The sequence below is a fragment of the Jeongeupia sp. USM3 genome, from assembly GCF_001808185.1.
Classification (GTDB): domain Bacteria; phylum Pseudomonadota; class Gammaproteobacteria; order Burkholderiales; family Chitinibacteraceae; genus Jeongeupia.
This window is the reverse complement of the sequence record NZ_CP017668.1, coordinates 1764925-1783682: the sequence shown is the minus strand read 5'-3', so window position 1 is coordinate 1783682 and position 18758 is coordinate 1764925. Positions and strand designations below refer to the sequence as shown.

22 protein-coding genes are annotated in these 18758 nt (G+C 66.8%); 10 read left to right on the top strand and 12 right to left on the bottom strand.

All coding sequences use genetic code 11. The features are described 5' to 3' along the window. Positions 1-23 precede the first annotated feature (23 nt). The 8 genes from hemW to BJP62_RS08420 all read right to left on the bottom strand — a co-directional run bounded on the left by hemW (position 24) and on the right by BJP62_RS08420 (position 6396). Positions 24-1238 carry a radical SAM family heme chaperone HemW gene (gene hemW / locus BJP62_RS08455; RefSeq protein ID WP_070528895.1) on the bottom strand — a complete coding sequence of 405 codons (1215 nt, stop codon included), beginning with the start codon at positions 1236-1238 and terminating at the stop codon, positions 24-26. A 7-nt stretch (positions 1239-1245) separates the two neighbouring features. Continuing rightward, the gene (locus tag BJP62_RS08450; protein WP_070528892.1) at positions 1246-1479 is read right to left on the bottom strand and encodes a hypothetical protein; all 234 of its coding nucleotides are present in this window, start codon (positions 1477-1479) and stop codon (positions 1246-1248) included. Beyond that, positions 1476-2078 carry an RdgB/HAM1 family non-canonical purine NTP pyrophosphatase gene (gene rdgB, locus BJP62_RS08445; RefSeq protein ID WP_070532501.1) on the bottom strand — a complete coding sequence of 201 codons (603 nt, stop codon included), beginning with the start codon at positions 2076-2078 and terminating at the stop codon, positions 1476-1478. Before rdgB ends, BJP62_RS08450 begins: the two co-directional genes overlap by 4 nt. Before the next feature lie 14 nt (positions 2079-2092). Beyond that, positions 2093-2731 carry a TIGR02281 family clan AA aspartic protease gene (locus BJP62_RS08440; protein WP_070528890.1) on the bottom strand — a complete coding sequence of 213 codons (639 nt, stop codon included), beginning with the start codon at positions 2729-2731 and terminating at the stop codon, positions 2093-2095. Further along, positions 2728-3729 carry a tRNA dihydrouridine(20/20a) synthase DusA gene (dusA, locus tag BJP62_RS08435; RefSeq protein WP_083300795.1) on the bottom strand — a complete coding sequence of 334 codons (1002 nt, stop codon included), beginning with the start codon at positions 3727-3729 and terminating at the stop codon, positions 2728-2730. The genes BJP62_RS08440 and dusA overlap by 4 nt, the downstream gene beginning before the upstream one ends. Continuing rightward, entirely contained in the window at positions 3726-4442 is a 717-nt protein-coding gene (rph, locus tag BJP62_RS08430) for a ribonuclease PH (protein ID WP_070528887.1), read from the bottom strand. Before rph ends, dusA begins: the two co-directional genes overlap by 4 nt. Positions 4443-4519: 77 nt before the next feature. Further along, entirely contained in the window at positions 4520-5431 is a 912-nt protein-coding gene (locus BJP62_RS08425) for a PP2C family serine/threonine-protein phosphatase (RefSeq protein WP_070528885.1), read from the bottom strand. Beyond that, entirely contained in the window at positions 5428-6396 is a 969-nt protein-coding gene (locus BJP62_RS08420) for a serine/threonine-protein kinase (RefSeq protein ID WP_070528884.1), read from the bottom strand. The genes BJP62_RS08425 and BJP62_RS08420 overlap by 4 nt, the downstream gene beginning before the upstream one ends. A gap of 115 nt (positions 6397-6511) precedes the next feature. On the opposite strand from BJP62_RS08420, the gene BJP62_RS08415 reads away from it, so the two are divergent. After that, a complete protein-coding gene (locus BJP62_RS08415) occupies positions 6512-7378 on the top strand; it encodes a YicC/YloC family endoribonuclease (protein WP_070528881.1) in 867 nt (288 codons plus the stop codon). Between the two features lie 15 nt (positions 7379-7393). Here the strand turns inward: BJP62_RS08415 and BJP62_RS08410 are convergent, their stop codons facing one another. Then, a complete protein-coding gene (locus BJP62_RS08410; protein WP_205700988.1) occupies positions 7394-8272 on the bottom strand; it encodes a methyltransferase domain-containing protein in 879 nt (292 codons plus the stop codon). 340 nt (positions 8273-8612) lie between these two features. Between BJP62_RS08410 and gmk the strand changes: the two genes are divergently transcribed. The 9 genes from gmk to BJP62_RS08365 all read left to right on the top strand — a co-directional run bounded on the left by gmk (position 8613) and on the right by BJP62_RS08365 (position 16043). Beyond that, entirely contained in the window at positions 8613-9227 is a 615-nt protein-coding gene (gene gmk, locus BJP62_RS08405) for a guanylate kinase (RefSeq protein ID WP_070528871.1), read from the top strand. A gap of 78 nt (positions 9228-9305) precedes the next feature. Beyond that, entirely contained in the window at positions 9306-9515 is a 210-nt protein-coding gene (gene rpoZ, locus BJP62_RS08400) for a DNA-directed RNA polymerase subunit omega (protein WP_070532495.1), read from the top strand. Between the two features lie 108 nt (positions 9516-9623). Beyond that, positions 9624-11804 carry a bifunctional (p)ppGpp synthetase/guanosine-3',5'-bis(diphosphate) 3'-pyrophosphohydrolase gene (locus BJP62_RS08395; RefSeq protein WP_070528868.1) on the top strand — a complete coding sequence of 727 codons (2181 nt, stop codon included), beginning with the start codon at positions 9624-9626 and terminating at the stop codon, positions 11802-11804. Between the two features lie 70 nt (positions 11805-11874). After that, positions 11875-12078 carry a sulfur carrier protein ThiS gene (gene thiS / locus BJP62_RS08390; protein WP_070528866.1) on the top strand — a complete coding sequence of 68 codons (204 nt, stop codon included), beginning with the start codon at positions 11875-11877 and terminating at the stop codon, positions 12076-12078. 169 nt (positions 12079-12247) lie between these two features. Continuing rightward, positions 12248-13045, top strand: a complete 798-nt coding sequence (locus tag BJP62_RS08385) for a thiazole synthase (protein ID WP_070528863.1) — start codon at positions 12248-12250, stop codon at positions 13043-13045. Between the two features lie 54 nt (positions 13046-13099). Beyond that, positions 13100-13543, top strand: coding sequence for a GNAT family N-acetyltransferase (locus tag BJP62_RS08380; protein WP_070528860.1), 444 nt, complete (start codon positions 13100-13102; stop codon positions 13541-13543). A gap of 53 nt (positions 13544-13596) precedes the next feature. Beyond that, on the top strand, positions 13597-14070 hold the full coding sequence (locus BJP62_RS08375) for a GNAT family N-acetyltransferase (RefSeq protein ID WP_070528858.1): 474 nt from the start codon (positions 13597-13599) through the stop codon (positions 14068-14070). 89 nt (positions 14071-14159) lie between these two features. Further along, the gene (gene trmB / locus BJP62_RS08370) at positions 14160-14846 is read left to right on the top strand and encodes a tRNA (guanosine(46)-N7)-methyltransferase TrmB (RefSeq protein ID WP_083300794.1); all 687 of its coding nucleotides are present in this window, start codon (positions 14160-14162) and stop codon (positions 14844-14846) included. Positions 14847-14882: 36 nt separating this feature from the next. Continuing rightward, entirely contained in the window at positions 14883-16043 is a 1161-nt protein-coding gene (locus BJP62_RS08365) for a flagella assembly protein FlgT middle domain-containing protein (RefSeq protein WP_070528854.1), read from the top strand. 152 nt (positions 16044-16195) lie between these two features. On the opposite strand, the gene BJP62_RS08360 is transcribed toward BJP62_RS08365, so the two are convergent. From BJP62_RS08360 to BJP62_RS08350, 3 genes are read right to left on the bottom strand one after another with little or no spacing between them, the layout of a single operon-like run. Beyond that, positions 16196-16945 (bottom strand): SPOR domain-containing protein, encoded by a 750-nt coding sequence (locus BJP62_RS08360; protein ID WP_070528851.1) that lies wholly within the window; start codon positions 16943-16945, stop codon positions 16196-16198. Next, entirely contained in the window at positions 16942-17715 is a 774-nt protein-coding gene (locus BJP62_RS08355) for a type III pantothenate kinase (RefSeq protein WP_070528849.1), read from the bottom strand. Before BJP62_RS08355 ends, BJP62_RS08360 begins: the two co-directional genes overlap by 4 nt. Further along, positions 17712-18659, bottom strand: coding sequence for a biotin--[acetyl-CoA-carboxylase] ligase (locus BJP62_RS08350; protein ID WP_070528846.1), 948 nt, complete (start codon positions 18657-18659; stop codon positions 17712-17714). Before BJP62_RS08350 ends, BJP62_RS08355 begins: the two co-directional genes overlap by 4 nt. Between the last annotated feature and the right edge of the window lie 99 nt (positions 18660-18758).

Below are 18758 nucleotides of genomic sequence, written 5' to 3'. Positions count from 1 at the left end.
CGTTTTTCATCAATGGACCGTGCTCAGTCTGGTAAAAAACGTTCGAGCAGCGTGTTCAAGAACCGCCGGCCCTGTTCGGTCGGCCTGACGTGTTCGAGGTCGCGTTCGAGCAGGCCCTCAGCACAGGCGCGGTCGATCTCGTGGATTACTTTGGTCAGTGGCAGGCCGGTGCGCTCGGTGAACAGGTTGAGTGCAAAGCCGTCGGTCAGCCGCAGCGCGTTGAGCATGAACTCGAACGGCAGTTGTTCGAGCGTGATCGCGTCCTCGGTCTGTACCGCGCTGCCGCCCGCCAGCTTCGCCAGGTATTCGGCCGGCTGCTTGTAGCGCATCTGCCGGATCACCCGGTCGGGAAAGCTGATCTTGGCGTGCGCGCCAGCGCCGATGCCGAGGTAGTCGCCGAAGCGCCAGTAGTTGAGGTTGTGCCTGGCCTGACGCTTGGGCCGGGCGAAGGCGCTGGTTTCGTAATGCTCGAAACCGGCGGTGGCAAGCCTTGCCTCGATCGCATCCTGCATGTCGGCGGCAAGGTCGTCGTCGGGTACGGCCGGCGGATAGCGGTGGAACAGCGTGTTCGGTTCCAGCGTCAGGTGGTAGGCACTGATGTGCGTTGGCCGTGCGGCGATCGCTGTCTCGATGTCGGCGAGCGCCTCGGCCAGCGTCTGCTGCGGCAGCGCGTACATCAGGTCGAGGTTGAAATTGTCGAAGTGGCGGTGGGCGATCTCGATGGCGCGCTGCGCGGCATCGCGGTCGTGGATGCGGCCGAGCGCCTTGAGCTTGGCGTCGTCGAAGCTCTGGATGCCGATCGACAGCCGGTTGATGCTCGCTTGCGCAAAGCCGGCGAACTTGTCGGCCTCGAAGGTGCCCGGATTGGCTTCCATGGTGATTTCGGCGTCGGGCAAGAGCTTGACCCGGGCACGGATCGCCGCGAGCAGCCGGTCCATCGACTCCGCAGAGAACAGGCTCGGCGTGCCGCCACCCATGAAGATCGACGTCACCGGCCGGCCCCAGACCAGCGGCAGACAGGATTCCAGATCGGCGATCAGCGCGTCGACGTACTGCGATTCGAGCGTCGCATCGAGCCGGCCGTCGTTGCCGCTGCCGCCAAACTTGAGTGCGTGCGAGTTGAAGTCACAGTACGGGCACTTCTTCACGCACCACGGGAAATGGATGTACAGCGCCAGCGGCGGCAGCGCGGTCAGCCCCCAGTTGCTGCGGGTCGTCGGCAAGGCGATTTTCGTCATCGGTGGATCAGTCGCGCCCGGCGTACGGGTTGTGCAGCGCATCGACGAGTTTGTGCAGCACGTCCTTCATTTGCGCTTCGGAGACTTCCATCAGGATGCCGTCCTCGAGTGCGTCCTGCATCAGCTGGGCGATTTCGTCGAGGTTCTCGTTCATGACCTTGACCTTCTCGGTGCACGACACGACCGAGCCGTCGTCGCGGTGCCAGATGGCGTAGCGGGCTTCGTTGCTGCACGCGCTCATAGCTGGGTTTCCTTGAGCTTGTCGACCAGTGCGCGCAGTGCGCGGCCGCGGTGCGAGATTGCGGCCTTCTCGTCGGCGCTGATTTCGGCAACGGTGCGGCCGTACTGCGGCAGCAGGAACAGCGGGTCGTAGCCGAAGCCGTTTGTGCCGCGCGGCGCGTCGATGATCGTGCCGGCACAGATGCCGTCGGCGATCAGCGGTTGCGGATCGTGCTCGCTGCGTACCAGCACCAGTGCGGCGTAGTAGTACGCGCTGCGGTCGGTCTGGCCGGCCAGTTCGGCCAGCAGCTTTTCGTTGTTGCGGGCGTCCGATTTCTGCTCGCCGGGGCCGCTTGCGAAGCGCGCCGAATACACGCCCGGCGCGCCGCCGAGCGCATGGACGCAGATGCCCGAGTCGTCGGCCAGCGCCGGCAGGCCGGTGATCCGGCTGGCATGGCGGGCTTTCTGCAGCGCGTTTTCGATGAAAGTGCCGAAGGGTTCGTCGCATTCGGGCACGTTCAGCTCGCCCTGCGGAATGATCTCGAGCCCGAGCGGGGCGAGCAGATGGCGGAATTCGCGGATTTTGCCGGCATTGTTGCTGGCAAGGACGATCTTTTGCATGGTCATGGCCGGATTCAATAGGTTTTCTTGGTCAGCGTGAGCAGGTCGTTGTCACGCTTCATCTGGAAGCGGTTGAGCGCCGAATTGCCGAGCAGGGCGATGTCGAGCGAGTTGCCGTTCTGCACCGACACGTCGACGTCGTAAAGCATCACGTTGCCGACCTGCACCTGCGGCACCTTGGTGATCCAGACGCTGATCTTGCCGTTGGCGGTGCTGGCCGTGCCCTCGCGCCCCTTGCGATAGTCGATCTTCATCTTGTCGGCGACGCTGCTGCTGAGCGAGATGAAGCTCGCGCCGGTATCGACGACGGCCTTCTGCACCACACCGTTGATGCGGACATCGGTGTAGAAGTGGCCGCCGCGGTCGGCACTGAGCACCAGGCTGGCGCCGCCGCCATCGCGCTGGCCGCCGCTGACCGTGTAGCCCTCGCCGAGCAGGATGCGCTTCTGCGCGCCGCCGGCCTCGATCGTCGCGGCGTCGCCGCTCAGTGCCAGCAGCTTGACGCTGCCGGCGCTCTGGCCGACCGCGACGGTGCGCTGGGCACCGTCGATGTTCAGGATGGCCTTGTTGCCAAGGACGGCCATCAGCGTGATGTTGGTGGCAAGGGCGGCGGGGGCGAACAGCGTGGCGGCGAGCGCGGCGGCAAGCTTCATGCGGGCGAGGGCTCCGGTGAGTGCATCTGCGCCAGCGCCGCCTCGATCAGCGGCCAGCCGGCATCCTTGAGCAGTTTGGCGTCCGACAGCGTTCTGCGCCAGCCGCGCGCACCGCGCTCGCCCTGATACAGGCCGAGCACGTGGCGGGTAAAGAAGCGCAATGGCGTGCCGGCCGCCAGTTCGGCCTCGACGAAGGGGCGCAGCGCGTGCATCACCGCCTCGCGGCTCGCCGGCCGGCCGTCGTGGCCGTAGTAGCGCGCGTCGACGTCGGCGAGCATCCACGGGTTGTGGTAGGCCTCGCGGCCGACCATCACGCCGTCGACGTGCTCGAGGTGGGCGGCGATGTCGCCGTGCGCGGCAATGCCGCCGTTGATGATGACTTCCAGTTGCGGGAAATCGCGCTTGAGCCGGTAGACGTAGTCGTACTTCAGCGGCGGAATGTCGCGGTTTTCCTTCGGGCTCAGCCCCTTGAGGATCGCATTGCGCGCGTGGACGATGAAGGTCGTCACCCCGGCGGCTTCATGGACGTGGCCGACGAAATCGCGCAGGAAACCGTAGTCCTCGACCGCGTCGATGCCGATCCGGTGCTTGACGGTGACGTCGATCGCGCAGGCATCGCGCATCGCCTTCAGGCAGTCCGACACCAGCCGCGGCTCGAGCATCAGGCAGGCGCCGAACGAGCCGGACTGGACGCGCTCGGACGGGCAGCCGACATTGAGGTTGACCTCGTCATAGCCCCAGTCCTCGGCGATCTTCGCGCAGCGGGCCAGGTCCGACGGATCGGAGCCGCCGAGCTGCAGCGCCAGCGGATTCTCGACCTCGTCGAAACGCAGGTGGCGCTGCTTGTCGCCGTGCAGGATCGCACCGGTGTTGACCATCTCGGTGTACAGCCACGCGTCGCGGCTCAGTTCGCGCGCGAAACGCCGGTAGAAGCGGTCGGTCCAGTCGAGCATCGGCGCAATGGCGAAGCGCCGCGACGGTTTTGCAGTGCTGTTCATGCGGCCAGCGCGGCCTTTTGCGCGGCAATCAGCTCGCGGATGCCGGCGTCGGCCAGGTCGAGCAGCGCGTCCATCTCGCCGCGCGAGAACGGCACGCCCTCGGCGGTGCCCTGGATCTCGATGAACCGGCCGTCGCCGGTCATCACGACGTTCATGTCGGTTTCGCAGTCCGAATCTTCCGGGTAGTCGAGGTCGAGCACCGGCGTGTCCTGGTAGACGCCGACCGAGACGGCGGCGACGTGCTGGCGGATCGGGCTGGCTTCGAGCTTGCCGGCGGCGATCAGGCCGTTGATGGCGTCGGAGAGCGCGACGAAGGCGCCGGTGATGCTGGCGGTGCGGGTGCCGCCGTCGGCCTGGATCACGTCGCAGTCGATGACGATCTGCCGCTCGCCGAGCGCCGCCATGTCGACGACGGCGCGCAAGGACCGGCCGATCAGCCGCTGGATTTCCTGCGTGCGTCCGCTTTGCTTGCCGGCCGCGGCTTCGCGTTTCATCCGGCTGTTGGTCGAGCGCGGCAGCATGCCGTACTCGGCGGTGACCCAGCCCTGGCCCTTGCCGCGCAGGAAGGGCGGCACGGATTCGTCGACGCTGGCGGTGCACAGCACCTTGGTGTCGCCGAACTCGACCAGCACGCTGCCTTCGGCATGGCGGGTGTAGTTGCGGGTGAGGCGGACGGGGCGCAGCGCGGAGGGAAGACGGCCGGACGGACGCATGGTGATCCTTGGTTCAATCGAATCAAGGGATTATACCGCCGGGCGCCGGCCGCGCACGCCCGCTTGCCGCGGGCCGGCTATTTCGAGTACTTGGCGATCGCCGCCTGGATTTCGGCGATGGCGTTCTCGATGTCGTCGTCGGTGAAGTCGCCGCCGTCCTTGGCCGTCAGCGGGTCGACGTGGGTCGCGATCGTGTGGACGTCGAGTTTCTGCGTCGAGACGAAGGCATCGCCGGAGATGTCGTTCTCGTCGGCGTCGTGCCAGTTGATCGCCAGCGCCGAGAGGTTGTCGCCGAACTTGCCGCCGCGCAGCTCGGCGCGGTCCATCAGCTGCGGCACGGCGAACAGCACCGGGAAGGCGCCGAGGAACTGGCCCAGTTCCTCGTTCTCGAGCGAGCCCCACAGCCCGTCCGAACACAAGAGCAGCGTGTCGCCGTCGGACAGCGCGACCTTGCCGCCAAGGTCGATCTCGGGCGGATAGACGCCGCCGAGACAGGAGTAGATCTTGTTCTTTTCCGGATGGACGCGCGCTTCGTCCTCGGTGATCCTGCCCTCGTCGAGCAGCCTTCTCACCTTGGAATGGTCGCGCGTCTGTGCCAGTACCTTGCTGCCGCGCAGCAGGTAGAACCGCGAGTCGCCGACGTGGGCCCAGTAGGCGATGCCGTCCTGGACGATGCAGGCGACGCAGGTCGTGCGCGGAATCTCGAGCATCTGCTGCCGTGCGGCGTAGTCGTAGATCGCCTCGTGGCAGCGCTGGAAGCTGTCGGCGAGGAACTGCAGCGGGTTGGCCAGCGCCGGCTGCGCCTTCTGCTCGAACTGGTCGGTCAGCAGCTCGACCGCCAGCTGGGCGGCGACCTCGCCGTGCAGGTGGCCGCCCATGCCGTCGGCGACGACCATCAGCAGCGCGTCGCGGCTGTACGAATAACCAACCCGGTCCTGGTTGCTCTTGCGCGCGCCGCGGCGCGAATCCTGGTAGACGGTGAATTTCATTCGACCCCCTGGTCAGGCTTGATGGTCAGTTTGCGCCAGGCGCGCTGGACGCTGCGGATCAGCCCCGGCTTTTTCGCCGGCGGCGATGCCGCTTCGATCAGCGCCTTCTGCAACTGCGGCACGCTCTGCGGCCTGGCGGTCGGGTCGAGCAGCAGGCAGCGGTGGATCAGGTCCAGCAGTTCGGGCGAATAGCGGTCGCCGTATTCGATGCGCAGGTCGACGAGCTTGTCGGCGCGCGATCGGGCGTCGGCCGGTTGCGGTGCGGTGCCCGCAAGGCAGGCGAACATCGACGCGCCGATGCCGTAGATGTCGGTCCACGGGCCGAGTTCGTTCTTCTTGTTGTACTGCTCGGGCGCGGCAAAGCCCGGCGTGTACATCGGCGTGAGCTTGGCGTGCTCCTGCGTCAGCGTCTGCCGTGCCGAACCGAAATCGAGCAGCACCGGCGAGCCGTCCTTGCGCACGTAGATGTTTGCCGGCTTGATGTCCAGATGCAGCAGCTTGTTCAGGTGGACTTCGCGCAGGCCGTTGAGCAGGTGGAAGAACACGTGGCGGATCAGCTTCTCGTCGACACCCTCGCGCTGGTGCTTGAGCTGGATTTCCTTCTGCAGCGTGCGGCCGCGCTCGTAGTCCATCACCATGTAGACGGTGTCGTTGCCGCGGAAGAAATTCAGCACGCGAACGACATTCGGGTGCTGGATCCGCGCCAGTGTCTTGCCTTCCTCGAAAAAGCACTTCAGGCCGTGGCGGAACATCGCCAGGTTTTCGTCGCAGGTCGCCTCGACCCGTTCGCCCTCGCGGCGCAAGGCCAGCGAGTTGGGTAGATATTCCTTGATCGCGACCGGATAATCGTTTTCGTCGTGCGCGAGGTAGACGATACTGAAGCCGCCAGCCGACAGGAGCTTGGCGATCGTATAGTTCTGTAGCTGGTAGCCGCGCGAAAGCGGCTGGTTACTCGGTGTCGCCATCCGTGATTCTTATACTTGCATATCGAGTCTGCGACGATTCTGAGTGCCACCCCGGCGAAAGTAAAGTTGCGCAGCGCACGTTGTTTCCCCGCTGCACCGCCCCCAAGGAGTTCCAATGATTTTCAGCATGACCGGTTATGCCAACGCCCAGCAGGAGCTGGCGCTCGGCACGCTCAGCGTCGAAGTACGCGCGGTCAACCACCGCTTTCTCGATCTGTCGCTGCGGCTCGGCGACGATCTGCGCGCATTCGAAGGCACGATCCGCGAGCGCATCGGCGCAGCGTTGTCGCGCGGCAAGGTCGAGTGCCGCGCCTACTTCAATGCCCAGGCTGCCGGTTCCGCCAAGCTGCAACTGAACAGCGCGCTGCTCGAGGAACTGGTTCGCGTCAGTGCCGAGGCCAGCGAGCTGATCGGCAGCGGCGAAAAACTCAAGCTCGGCGAGCTGCTGCGCTGGCCCGGCGTGCTGGCGCAGGAAGCGCCGCAGGACGAAGCGCTCGGCGAAACGCTGGCGGCGCTGCTCGATACTGCGCTGGTCGACCTCAAGGCCAGCCGCGCACGCGAAGGCGAGAAGCTCAAGGCGCACCTGCTCGAGCGCATCGACGGCATGGAGACGATCGTCGCCGAGGTCAAGCCGCGCATCCCGACACTGGTCGCCGAGTACGAGGCGAAACTCAAGGCGCGTTTCGTCGAGGCGATCGGTTCGGCGGATGACGACCGGATCCGTCAGGAAATCGTCGTGTTCGCGCAGAAGATCGACGTCGACGAAGAACTGTCGCGGCTCTCGGCGCACTTCTCCGAAATCCGCCGGATCCTGCAAAAGGGCGGCGCGGTCGGCAAGCGGCTCGATTTCCTGATGCAGGAACTCAACCGCGAGGCGAACACGCTCGGGTCGAAATCGGTATCGGCCGAAACCAGCCGCGCATCGATCGGGCTCAAGGTGCTGATCGAGCAGATGCGCGAGCAGATCCAGAACATCGAATAGCGGAACGGGCCGGCGTCAGTGCAGTGCGGCCGCGCCGCCCGGCACCCTTGCCACGAGGAAGATGCGCCGGAAGGGGAAAAGCGTTGCGCCGTTCCTTTCTGGCGGATACTGCTCGCGGATGTGCCGGATGTACTGCTCGAGAAAACGCTGCCGGCATGACGGGGACAGCCCGTTCAGCACGGGGCGCAGCGCCGAAACGCTGACCCAGTCGAAGACCGGATTGTCGCCATGGACGACCTGCAGGTGGCTGCTTTCCCAGATGTCGATCTCGGTCGCCAGCGGCGCCAGCAGGCGGTAGTAGTGGTCGACTGGCTGGACGTTTCGTTCGGCCATTGCAGTGCGCAGCGGATCGGGACCGAGCGGACGCCCGGCCGGACCGCCGGTTTCCAGCACGTCGAGGGCGATCTGGTACCACGGTGCATCCCGCCAGTCGGGCATGTGGAGGGCCAGGCATCCGCCGGGTCCGAGCTGCCGCAGCAGGTGGGGAAGCAGCAGCCGGTGTTCGCCGACAAAATGCATGACGGCGGCGGCAAAGATCAGGCCCGGGCGCCATGCCGGCTGCCAGTGCGCGACGTCGGCGCAGATCCAGCGGGCCGGAAGGCCGGTTCTGGCCGCCTCCTCGAGCATCTGCCGCGAGCTGTCGACGCCGACGAGGTCCGCGTCCGGCCATTTTTCCGCGAGCAACTGCGTGGCAAGGCCGGTGCCGCAGCCGAGGTCGACGATGGAAGTCGGCGACAATGCCGGCAGACGGTCCAGCAGTTCTTCGGAAGGGCGCCGGCGCAGGCCGGCGAACTGCAGATAGCGTTCCGGATCCCAACAGGTGTCGGATGCCGGTTCGACCTGATCGCGATGCATGATGCGTGCCTCCGTTGCGGTGGTGGCGGCCCGGCGCACGATGCTGCACCGGCCGTCGACGGCTCTCCCGGCGTGCACGGACGATCGGTCCCGTTCGGCGGGGGAATGTGATCGTGTTAGCGGTAAATCGCGCATTTCGCGCCTGACAGAATTGACAGGGCCGCGGACGTGGCCGCGCCGATGCGGTTCGCCGGATCAGGCGCGTCCGCCGGGCCGCTTCGGCATGGGGTGCGTCGTCAATCGATGCGGCGGCGGCGGCTTGTCCGTCGGTGCCGGCGGCCCGGCGCGGATTTCGGTCGCCGCGAACCGTGCAGACGCTTTTTCGATGCCGCCTGCCTATGCTACGCTGCCTGTAATTTTCTTACGGAATTGATCCGCGATGACCCAAGGCAACATTTTCGTCGTCACCGCGCCGTCGGGCGCCGGCAAGACCACGCTGGTTCTGGCGCTGCTCGCCGCCGACGCCAACGTCCAGCTGTCGATCTCGTTCACCTCGCGCGCGCCGCGCGCCGGCGAAGTCGACGGCAAGGACTACCGTTTCGTCGACCGCGCGACGTTCGAGGCGATGATCGCCCGCGGCGAGCTGCTCGAGTACGCCGAGGTCTACGGCAATTACTACGGTACGTCGAAGTCGTGGATCAGCGAGGCACGCCAGTCGGGCCGCGACATCCTGCTCGAGATCGACACCCAGGGCGCCGAACAGGTGCGCAAGCTGTACCCTGACGCGATCGGCCTCTTCGTGCTGCCGCCGTCGCTCGAGGTGCTCGAGCAGCGGCTGAAGAACCGCGGCAAGGACGCCGAGGACGTGATCGCCCGCCGCATGGCCGAGGCGCGCGCCGAGATCGGCCACGCCGGCGAGTTCGATTACCTGATCGTCAACGAGCACATCGACGAGGCGGTGCGCGACATCGTCGGCATCGTCCGCGCCGAGCGGCTGCGCCAGCCGCGCCAGGCCCGGAGGCACGCCGCGTTGCTCGCCAGCCTCAAGGGCTGATCGCCGCCCGGGGGCTCTGGTAGAATGGAGTCCATCTGTCGCCTTCACCGGCGATTTCACTGATTTGGAGTAATGACCATGGCCCGCGTGACCGTTGATGACTGCCTGCCGAACATCGAAAACCGTTTCGACCTGACCCTGGCCGCAGCCTATCGCGCCCGCCAGATCGCCAATGGCTCGACCCCGCAGGTCGACAATCCGGGCAAGGACAAGCCGACCGTGCTGGCACTGCGCGAAGTCGCGTCCGGCCTCGTCGGTCGCGACATCCTCAACCGCAACCGTATCTGACCGATTGCGGAGCCGGCCCGGCGTGTCCGGGCCGCGAACGACGATGAAACGACGGTGTCGCCACACTGACGACCCGGCCTGCCCGCGCTGGCAGGCAAAGGCGGGCACATGCCCGCGATAAGCCCGCACGAACTCCCCGAGCTCGCCACCCAGGCGCCGCATGTCCTTGATGCGGCCAACAGCTTCCTGTCCGACGACACCGGCTACCTGAAGCCGGAAGACCGCGACTTCCTCGCCCGCGCGTTCAAGTTCTCCGAGATCGCCCACCGCGGCCAGACGCGCCAGTCGGGCGAGCCGTACATCTCGCATCCGCTCGCCGTCGCGACGATCCTGACCGCGTGGCATCTCGATGCGCAGGCGCTGGCCGCCGCGCTGATGCACGACGTGGTCGAGGACACCGGCGTCTCCAAGCTCGAGATCACCGAGAAGTTCGGCCGCCACGTCGCCGATCTCGTCGACGGCATGAGCAAGATCGAGAAGCTCGAGTTCCAGAGCAAGGAAGAGGCGCAGGCCGAGAACTTCCGCAAGATGCTGCTGGCGATGGCGCGCGACCTGCGGGTGATCCTGATCAAGCTCGCCGACCGGCTGCACAATATGCGCACGATGGATGCGATGCGGCCGGACAAGCAGAAGCGCATCGCCCGCGAGACGATGGAAATCTATGCGCCGATCGCCAACCGGATCGGTCTGAACGCGGTCTATCAGGAACTCGACGACCTGTCGTTCAAGTACATGCATCCGCGGCGCTATGCGGTGCTCTCGAAGGCGCTGAAGGCCGCGCGCGGCAACCGCCGCGAGGTCGTCGGCAAGATCCTCGACGCGGTGCGCGCGCAGCTGATGGGCGCCGGGCTCGACGCGGCGGTGTCGGGGCGCGAGAAGAACCTCTTCAGCATCTACCGCAAGATGCAGGAAAAGTCGCTGTCGTTCTCGGAAGTGCTCGACATCTATGCCTTCCGCGTCATCGTCAAGGACGTGCCGACGTGTTATCTGGCGCTCGGCGCGCTGCACGGGCTGTTCAAGCCGATCGCCGGCAAGTTCAAGGACTACATCGCGATCCCGAAGTCCAACGGCTACCAGAGCCTGCACACGACGCTGTTCGGCCCCTACGGCACGCCGATCGAGATCCAGATCCGCACGTCCGAGATGCACCGGATCGCCGACGCCGGCGTCGCCAGCCACTGGATGTACAAGAGCGGCGACGAGTCGTTCTCGGACGTGCAGCAGAAGACGCACCAGTGGCTGCAGAGCCTGCTGGAGCTGCAGTCCGAATCGGGTGATGCGATCGAGTTCCTCGAGCACATCAAGGTCGACCTGTTCCCGGATCAGGTCTACGTGTTCACGCCCAAGGGCAAGATCCTGTCGATGCCGGCCGGCGCGACCTGCGTCGACTTCGCCTACGCGGTGCACTCGGACATCGGCGACCGCTGCATCGCCGCCAAGATCAACCACGAGCTGGTGCCCTTGCGCGCCAAGCTCAAGAACGGCGACCAGGTCGAGATCGTCACCGCCGCGCACGCCAAGCCGAACCCGAGCTGGCTGACCTTCGTCACCACCGGCAAGGCGCGCAGCCACATCCGCCACTTCCTCAAGAGCATGCGCTTCGAGGAATCGGTGACCCTGGGCGAGCGCCTGCTCGAGCAGGGCTTCTCGACCCTGCACCAGGCGCCGGTCGAGCTCGACGACGACGTCTGGGACCGCTACGTCAAGGAAAACAACGCCCGCGACAAGGACGAAGTGCTGGCCGACATCGGCCTCGGCAAGCGGCTGGCCGTCGTCGTCGTCAAGCGGCTGCTGCAACTGGCCGGACTGTGGCGCGAAGAGGGGGGCGGTGCGCGCCGGACCGCGGCGATGACGATCCGCGGCACCGAGGGCATGGCGGTGCAGTTCGGCCGCTGCTGCAACCCGATCCCGGGCGACCCGATCCTCGGCATCGTCAAGAAGGACCAGGGCCTGGTCATCCATACCCACGACTGTCCGCTGCTCGCCAAGGGCCACGTCGACGCCGAGAAGCTGATCGACGTCGAATGGGATCCGCAGGTCGAGCGCTTCTTCGACGTGCCGGTGCGCGTGCTCGCCGACAACCAGCGCGGCGTACTCGGGCAGATCGCCACGGCGATCGGCGATGCCGAGGCCAATATCGGCGCGGTGACGACGCAGGAAGCCGAGGGCGAGCGCTACATCCAGGTCCAGTTCACGCTGCAGGTGCACGACCGGGTGCATCTGGCGCGGGTGATGCGCCGGCTGCGCCAGTTGCCGGTGATCTACCGCTTGCAGCGGGTGCGCGCCTGAGTTCGGTCAAGGACTGGTCGGTGGGGCGTGATAAAATCGCCGCACTCCATTCCGAACCAAGGCCGCTGTCGTGATCCAGCTGTCCATCAATGGCGAAGCCAAGGCCTTCGCCGCGCCGCTGACCGTTTCCGAACTGATCGTCGCCCTCGAACTGAGCGGCAAGCGCGTCGCGATCGAGCGCAACGGCGAGATCGTGCCGCGCAGCACGCACGCCGTCACGCAGCTTGCCGATGGCGATGTGCTTGAGATGGTCGTTGCCGTCGGCGGCGGCTGATTTTCGCCCATCAAGCTACTGCGCGGACGCATGGCTGCGTCATGCGCGCTTCGCAATCCTCATGGGCCAAACGCCCATTCCGGTTGCTCCAGTGCTATTCCTTGCCCTGCGCCCGCTCGCGACGCTTGCCGGGGCGAAAATGCGCTTATGACGTTCCCTGAGAGGCCCTATGACCCAAGCTCAAGACCTGTTCCAGATTGCCGGCAAAACCTACAACTCGCGCCTGCTGGTCGGTACCGGCAAGTACAAGGACTTCGCCGAGACGCGTGCGGCGATCGACGCCTCGGGCGCCGAGATCGTCACCGTGGCGATCCGCCGGGTCAACATCGGCCAGAACGCCGGCGAGCCGAGCCTGCTCGACTACCTGCCCCCGTCCGAGTTCACCTACCTGCCGAACACCGCCGGCTGCTATTCGGCCGATGACGCGATCCGCACCTTGCGGCTGGCGCGCGAGCTGCTCGACGACCACAAGCTGGTGAAGCTCGAAGTCCTCGGCGATCCGAACACGCTGTACCCGAACGTGCGCGAAACGCTCACGGCCGCCGAGGTGCTGGTCAAGGAAGGCTTCGACGTGATGGTCTACACCTCGGACGACCCGATCATTGCCAGGGAGCTCGAGCAGATCGGCTGCTGCGCGATCATGCCGCTGGCGTCGTTGATCGGTTCGGGCATGGGCATCCTCAACCCGTGGAACCTGCGGCTGATCATCGAGCAGTCGAATGTGCCGGTGCTGGTCGACGCCGGTGTCGGTACCGCATCCGATGCAACGGTGGGCATGGAACTCGGTTGCGACGGCGTGCTGATGAATACCGCGATCGCCGCCGCCCGCGACCCGGTGCGGATGGCGCATGCGATGAAGCTGGCGGTCGACGCCGGCCGCGAGGCTTTCCTCGCCGGCAGGATGCCGAAGAAGCTCTACAGCGCCGACCCGTCGAGCCCGCTTTTCGGTATGATCAGCAGCAAGTAAGCAAATCACAAGAAGGCGGCCGAATGACCGCCTTTTTCATATCCGGGAGCCTTGATGACCACCGTCCGCTACGCCAGCCTCGACGACCTCGACGTTCTGGTGCCCTTGTTCGACGCCTACCGGCAGTTCTACAGGCAGACGAGCGATGTCGACGGCGCGCGTGCCTACCTGGGCGAGCGGCTGGCCCTGCGCGAATCGGTACTGCTGCTCGCCGAAGCCGGCGGTCATCCGGTCGGCTTCGTCCAGCTGTTCCCGCTGTTTTCCTCGGTCGGCATGCGTCGGGTCTGGCTGCTCAACGACCTGTTCGTCAGCGAGGCGGCACGCGGGCAGGGCGCGGCGCGGGCGCTGATGGGCAAGGCCCGCGAGCATGCGCAGGCCACTGGCGCGGCCAGCCTGCGGCTGTCGACGGCGCATGCCAATCAGGCGGCGCAGGCGCTGTACGAATCGCTCGGCTATCGGCGCGATACCGAGTTTCAGGGCTATGTACTGAAGCTGTAGCAAGCCGCTGTCTTTGGTCTTACACTCTGGCGCTTTTCGAGCCGGAGCGCACGATGACCTCAGACCAGAACGACAAGCCGTACGACGTGGTCGTCCGTTATGCCGGCCTTGACGACCTCGACCGGCTTGCGCCTTTGTTCGACGCCTACCGGGTGTTTTATGAACAGCCGAGCGACCCCGCCGTCGCCCGCGCCTTTCTGGCCGAGCGCCTGCGCCTGCGCGAATCGGTGCTGCTGCTCGCCGAAGTCGATGGCGCGGCTTGCGGCTTCATCCAGCTCTATCCCTATTTCAGCTCGATTGCCGCGACGCGGACGTGGAGCCTGATGGACCTCTACGTTGCCGAATCCGCGCGCGGCGCCGGCGTGGCGCGGTTGCTGATGGCCAAGGCCGCCGAGCACGCCCGCGCGACCGGGGCATCGCAGCTCGAACTGTCGACCGCGCACGGCAACAGCCGCGCGCAGGCGCTGTACGAATCGCTCGGTTACGAGCTCGATACCGTCTACCGCTACTACAGCCTGGCGCTGTAAGGCATGCCGTGCCGGCGATCGTGACGCTATAATCGCGCATCGTTGAAAAAAGCGCCGCCCTGCGGCGCTTTTGCTTGGAAAAGACCGAGATGGACAATCCCCACTACATGCGCCGTATCCGCAGCTTCGTGCTGCGTCAGGGCCACCTTTCCCTCGGGCAGGAACGCGCGATCGCCGATTTCGGCCCGACGTTCTGCATCCCGTACACGGCCGAAGCGCTTGATCTGACCGCGGCCTTCGGCCGGACCGCACCGCGCGTGCTCGAAATCGGCTTCGGCATGGGCCAGGCCACCGCCGAGATCGCCGCCGGCCGCCCGGATACCGATTTCCTCGGCGTCGAGGTGCACACGCCCGGCGTCGGCAGCCTGCTCAAGCTGGTCGGCGAGCAGGGCATCACCAACATCCGCATCGTCCAGCACGACGCGGTCGAGGTGATCGAGCACATGCTCACGCCGGGCTGCCTCGATGGCGTGCACATCTACTTTCCCGATCCGTGGCACAAGAAGCGCCACAACAAGCGCCGGCTGGTCCAGCCCGATTTCGTCAAACAGTTGGCGTCGCGCGTCAGGGTCGGCGGCTACCTGCATCTGGCGACCGACTGGGAAGACTACGCAGTGCAGATGCTCGAGGTGCTCTCCAATGAGCCGCTGCTCGAGAACACCTCCGACGGCTACGCGCCGCGCCCGGATTACCGGCCGCTGACCAAGTTCGAGAACCGCGGCATCAAGCTCGGCCACGGCGTCTGGGATCTGGTATTCCGCCGCAAGGCCGGCTGATCTAGACTCGCTGCATCTCCCGCCGGAAGCCCGCGCATGTCCCTAGCCCGATTCGTTGCCACGTTCGCCCTGCTGTCCGGCGCCGTGCAGGCGGCCGACGACGTCGTCGTCATGCCGCTGGACAGTTCGCAGCTGGGCCGGCAGACGGTCGATGTCGACCGGGCGCTGGCGGCGACGATGACACCGCACACCGAGCCGCTTCCGCTGCAATCCGACCCGCCGGCTCCGGCGGCCGGGGCTGCGGTTGCCGAACCGGCAGCTGCACAGGCCGTCGAGGCGCCGCCAGCTCCGCCGCCGCGCTTGTTCAAGCGCTCGGTCGTGGTCCTGCCTTTTGTCGTGCGCCAGCCCGGCCAGATCGCCGACCTGCCGCAGTTTCTCGAAGGCACGCAGGACATGCTGCGGCGCCGGCTCGACAGTGGCGGCAAGCTCAGCGCGAGGGTCGCGCCGGGCGAGGGCGCGTTCATGCTGCAGCCGGGCAATGTCGACGTGCAGTGGAAGCCCGAACGCGTCCGCGAACTGGCGCGACGTTACGGCAGCCAGTTCGTCGTCGGCGGCGTGCTCGACGATGCGTCGACGACCGGTACGCGCTTCATGCCGGCGATCGGCACGCAGGTCAAGCCCGGCGAGAGCAAGCTGTCGCTGAGTTTGCCGCTGGTCGATTTCTTCGGTTTCGGCCTCAAGCGCACGCCGTCGTCGCGGAATTTCGATGCAACGCTCTACCTGTTCGACGGTGTCTCGGGCGCCCTGCTCGGCCGTTATCCGCTGCAGGCCGACGCCAGCGGCGACGTGCTCGGCGATCCGCGCCAGGCGGTCGCCGGTGCCGGTTTTGTCAACGGCGATTACGGCCGGGTGGTCGCAAGCCAGCTGGACAGCGCGGCGGAGGTCATCGCCGAGAAAATCCGCTGCCAGCCGTTCTCGGCCCGGGTCGTCGGTCTGTCGCAGGGGCAGGTGGTGCTCGATGCCGGTACCGCCGCCGGGCTGCGGCCCGGCGATACGCTGCAGCTGTACCGGCTGCGCAGTTTTGCACTGCCCGTCGACAGCCTCAACGGCGATCCTGCACAAAGGCTGGGCATGATCGAAGACCGTGGCGGCGTGCTGACGGTCGAGCAGATCCAGCCGCTGATGTCGCTGGCGACGATGACCGGCCCGCAGCCCGAGGTTGGCGACTATGCGCGCTGGGATGGTGCGGGGCACTGAGAGCGGCTAACAAAACCCTGCTGGCGGCGTTGTACTCACTTGTCGTACTGCTCGTACTGTCTGCGTTTCGTACGCCTTGCCAGCACCGCTACGCTGGGTTTCGTTAGCCGCTCTAAGCGCGGCCACCTGCCGGTACACGCTGAGTTCTGCGCTTACTTGCAGGCGGTTTCCTGCAGCTGCGCGCCGCGGAGCTGGCCGCTGGCCTTCTGCAGCTTCTGCTGCTGTTCCGGCGTGACCCTGGCGGTGACGAAGCTCGTCGGCTTCAGCCCGTCGTCACGCTCGCGCACCACCGCCGAGCGCACGCCCCTGGCCTGCAGCTGCGCCAGCCTGCGTTCGCCCGCCTCGCGGCTCGAGAACACGCCGAGCGAGATTGCGTTCTGCCAGCGCTTGCCGTCGTTGACGACAAGGTAGTCGTCGACGCCGAGTTCGGCGAGCTGCTCGGCCTTCTTTTTCGCGGCGTCGAGGTCGGCCAGCGGCGGGATGTAGACCCAGACGCGGGCGTTCTCGCCGCTGCCGTGCTCCTGCGCGGCGATGCCGAGCGCCTTGAGCCTGCCGCGGGCGGTATCGACATCGGGCCCGGTGAGCCCGGCCCAGCGCAGGCAGATGCCGGCGGTCGTGGCCTGTGCCTGTGCCGGCGGCGTGGGGCTAGGCTTCGGAGTCGGAGTCGGAGTCGGAGTCGGAGTCGGAGTCGGAGTCGGAGTCGGAGTCGGAGTCGGAGTCGGAGTCGGGCTGGGCTTCGGCGTCGGTGGCGTCGGGTCGACCTTGGCCAGATTGACGAGGCTGACCTGGCTGGCGGCGATTTCGGGCGCGCGCGTTTCGCCGGCCGGTTGGTCGGCAACGAGGCGGGTGTAGCCGAAGAACAGCAGGTTGAGTGCGACGAGCGCGGCCAGAAACCATTTCATACGTGCGGCGATCCGTGGTCGGGGCGGGGAGCGGGTTGGGGGGCGAAGGCCAGCGCCGCCAGCCCGTGAAGCACGAGATTATCGACGAGCGTTGCCGGCGTGTTAAGCAACGGTGTCAGTTGTGATGCATCGCCGCCCGCCAGCAACAGCCGAGGTGTCTCGCCGCGCGCGTGCAGGCGCGCAACCATCGCGTCGACGCTGGCCGCCAGCGCGGTGCGGATGCCGGTTTCGATCGCATCTTCGGTCGACGTCGGGTAGTCGTGCAGATGGCCTTCGGCATCGGGCAGCCGGGCGGTGCCGGTGGCGAGCGAGCGCTTCATCAGCCGGTAGCCGGGCAGGATCATGCCGCCGAGAAAAATGCCGTCGGCGGTGAGCGCATCGACGGTCAGCGCGGTGCCGGCGCTGGCGATGACCAGCGCTTCGCCGGGATAGCGCGCGCGCGCGCCGAGCACGGCGGCCCAGCGGTCCGGGCCTTGCTGTTCGAGCCGGCGGTAGCGGTTTTCGACGCCGAGCGCATGCCGCGACGGTGCCAGCCAGTCGATTGCGCATGCCCAGTGCGCGCGGACGAAGGCGTCGATCCGTTCGCGCAAGGCCGGCGCGGCGACGCAGGCGCCGTGCACCGACATCGGCGCAGGCAGCGTCCGCCACGCGGCAAATGCGGTGTCGAGCGCATCGTGCGCGGCATCGCCGTGTTCGAGCCAGCCGCCGATGGTGTCGGCACTGGCCCACTTGAGCCGGGTATTGCCGAGGTCGAGAAAGAGCTTGCTCATGGTGTCGCGCGCCGAAGGCTCAGGTCGCCGGTGTGGACGACGAGTTCGCCGGCACCGGTCGCCAGCCGCAGCGAGCCGTCGTCGGCCAGCCCCGCCAGCACGCCGCTGCGGCGGCTGCCGTCGGGTGCGACCAGTTCGACCTGCTGGCCGTGCCAGGCGCTGAACGCTTCCCAGCGCGGCTTGAACGGTGCGAAACCGCTGGCGGTGAACGCGTTCAAGCCGGTCTCGAGCGCCGCCAGCAGTTGCGCCAGCAGCACGTTGCGGCCGGGAACGAGGCCGTGTTCGGCGAGCCCGGCGCACGTCTGGTCGGTGACCGCCGGTGCGATCAGGTTGAGGCCGATGCCGATGACGGCGTCGGTCGGGCCCATTGCATCGCCGCTGATCTCGATCAGGATGCCGCCGACCTTGGCGCCGTCGAGCAGCAGATCGTTCGGCCACTTGAGCTTGATGCCGGTGACGCCGGCGTCGTGCAGCGCTTCGGCGACGATGGCGCCGACGGCCAGCGACAGTCCGGACAGGCCGGCGGTGCCGCCTTCGAAGCGCCATGCGAGCGAGAACATCAGGCTGCCGCCGAGCCGGGCCAGCCAGCGGCGGCCAAGCCGGCCGCGACCGCCGTCCTGCCATTCGGCGGCCAGTGCCTTGCCGTGCTCCGGCGCGGCGAGCAGCCGGCGGTTGGTCGAATCGGTGCGCAGCAGGATGTCGACGCCGATGGCGCAGCCGGCCGGCAAGGCCGCGCGGATGCGCGCGGGATCGAGCCACTCGATCGGGTTCGCCAGCCGGTAGCCGGCGCCGGTGCGGCGGGTCAGCGTGACGCCGTAGTCCTCGGCATGGGCAAGCGCGGTCGAGACGCTGGCGCGCGACAGCTCGAGCGCCTTGGCGATGTCGGCGCCCGAGGTGAAGTGCTCGGCACCGAGGAACTGCAGACAGGTGAGGGTATCGGCCATGGCAGCGATTTTAGCAGCGATGCTGACGAGCTAGATCGCGGGACCCATCTCAGTCGTCGAGCGAGCCAAAGCAGTTTGGTCCCGCCCGAAGCACAGGAA

Excerpts from the sequence above, each read along its gene's own strand:
- hemW (WP_070528895.1), bottom strand. The coding sequence starts at position 1,238 with ATGACGAAAATCGCCTTGCCGACGACCCGCAGCAACTGGGGGCTGACC.
- BJP62_RS08450 (WP_070528892.1), bottom strand. The coding sequence starts at position 1,479 with ATGAGCGCGTGCAGCAACGAAGCCCGCTACGCCATCTGGCACCGCGAC.
- rdgB (WP_070532501.1), bottom strand. The coding sequence starts at position 2,078 with ATGCAAAAGATCGTCCTTGCCAGCAACAATGCCGGCAAAATCCGCGAA.
- BJP62_RS08440 (WP_070528890.1), bottom strand. The coding sequence starts at position 2,731 with ATGAAGCTTGCCGCCGCGCTCGCCGCCACGCTGTTCGCCCCCGCCGCC.
- dusA (WP_083300795.1), bottom strand. The coding sequence starts at position 3,729 with ATGAACAGCACTGCAAAACCGTCGCGGCGCTTCGCCATTGCGCCGATG.
- rph (WP_070528887.1), bottom strand. The coding sequence starts at position 4,442 with ATGCGTCCGTCCGGCCGTCTTCCCTCCGCGCTGCGCCCCGTCCGCCTC.
- BJP62_RS08425 (WP_070528885.1), bottom strand. The coding sequence starts at position 5,431 with ATGAAATTCACCGTCTACCAGGATTCGCGCCGCGGCGCGCGCAAGAGC.
- BJP62_RS08420 (WP_070528884.1), bottom strand. The coding sequence starts at position 6,396 with ATGGCGACACCGAGTAACCAGCCGCTTTCGCGCGGCTACCAGCTACAG.
- BJP62_RS08415 (WP_070528881.1), top strand. The coding sequence starts at position 6,512 with ATGATTTTCAGCATGACCGGTTATGCCAACGCCCAGCAGGAGCTGGCG.
- gmk (WP_070528871.1), top strand. The coding sequence starts at position 8,613 with ATGACCCAAGGCAACATTTTCGTCGTCACCGCGCCGTCGGGCGCCGGC.
- rpoZ (WP_070532495.1), top strand. The coding sequence starts at position 9,306 with ATGGCCCGCGTGACCGTTGATGACTGCCTGCCGAACATCGAAAACCGT.
- BJP62_RS08395 (WP_070528868.1), top strand. The coding sequence starts at position 9,624 with ATGCCCGCGATAAGCCCGCACGAACTCCCCGAGCTCGCCACCCAGGCG.
- BJP62_RS08385 (WP_070528863.1), top strand. The coding sequence starts at position 12,248 with ATGACCCAAGCTCAAGACCTGTTCCAGATTGCCGGCAAAACCTACAAC.
- BJP62_RS08380 (WP_070528860.1), top strand. The coding sequence starts at position 13,100 with ATGACCACCGTCCGCTACGCCAGCCTCGACGACCTCGACGTTCTGGTG.
- BJP62_RS08375 (WP_070528858.1), top strand. The coding sequence starts at position 13,597 with ATGACCTCAGACCAGAACGACAAGCCGTACGACGTGGTCGTCCGTTAT.
- trmB (WP_083300794.1), top strand. The coding sequence starts at position 14,160 with ATGGACAATCCCCACTACATGCGCCGTATCCGCAGCTTCGTGCTGCGT.
- BJP62_RS08365 (WP_070528854.1), top strand. The coding sequence starts at position 14,883 with ATGTCCCTAGCCCGATTCGTTGCCACGTTCGCCCTGCTGTCCGGCGCC.
- BJP62_RS08360 (WP_070528851.1), bottom strand. The coding sequence starts at position 16,945 with ATGAAATGGTTTCTGGCCGCGCTCGTCGCACTCAACCTGCTGTTCTTC.
- BJP62_RS08355 (WP_070528849.1), bottom strand. The coding sequence starts at position 17,715 with ATGAGCAAGCTCTTTCTCGACCTCGGCAATACCCGGCTCAAGTGGGCC.
- BJP62_RS08350 (WP_070528846.1), bottom strand. The coding sequence starts at position 18,659 with ATGGCCGATACCCTCACCTGTCTGCAGTTCCTCGGTGCCGAGCACTTC.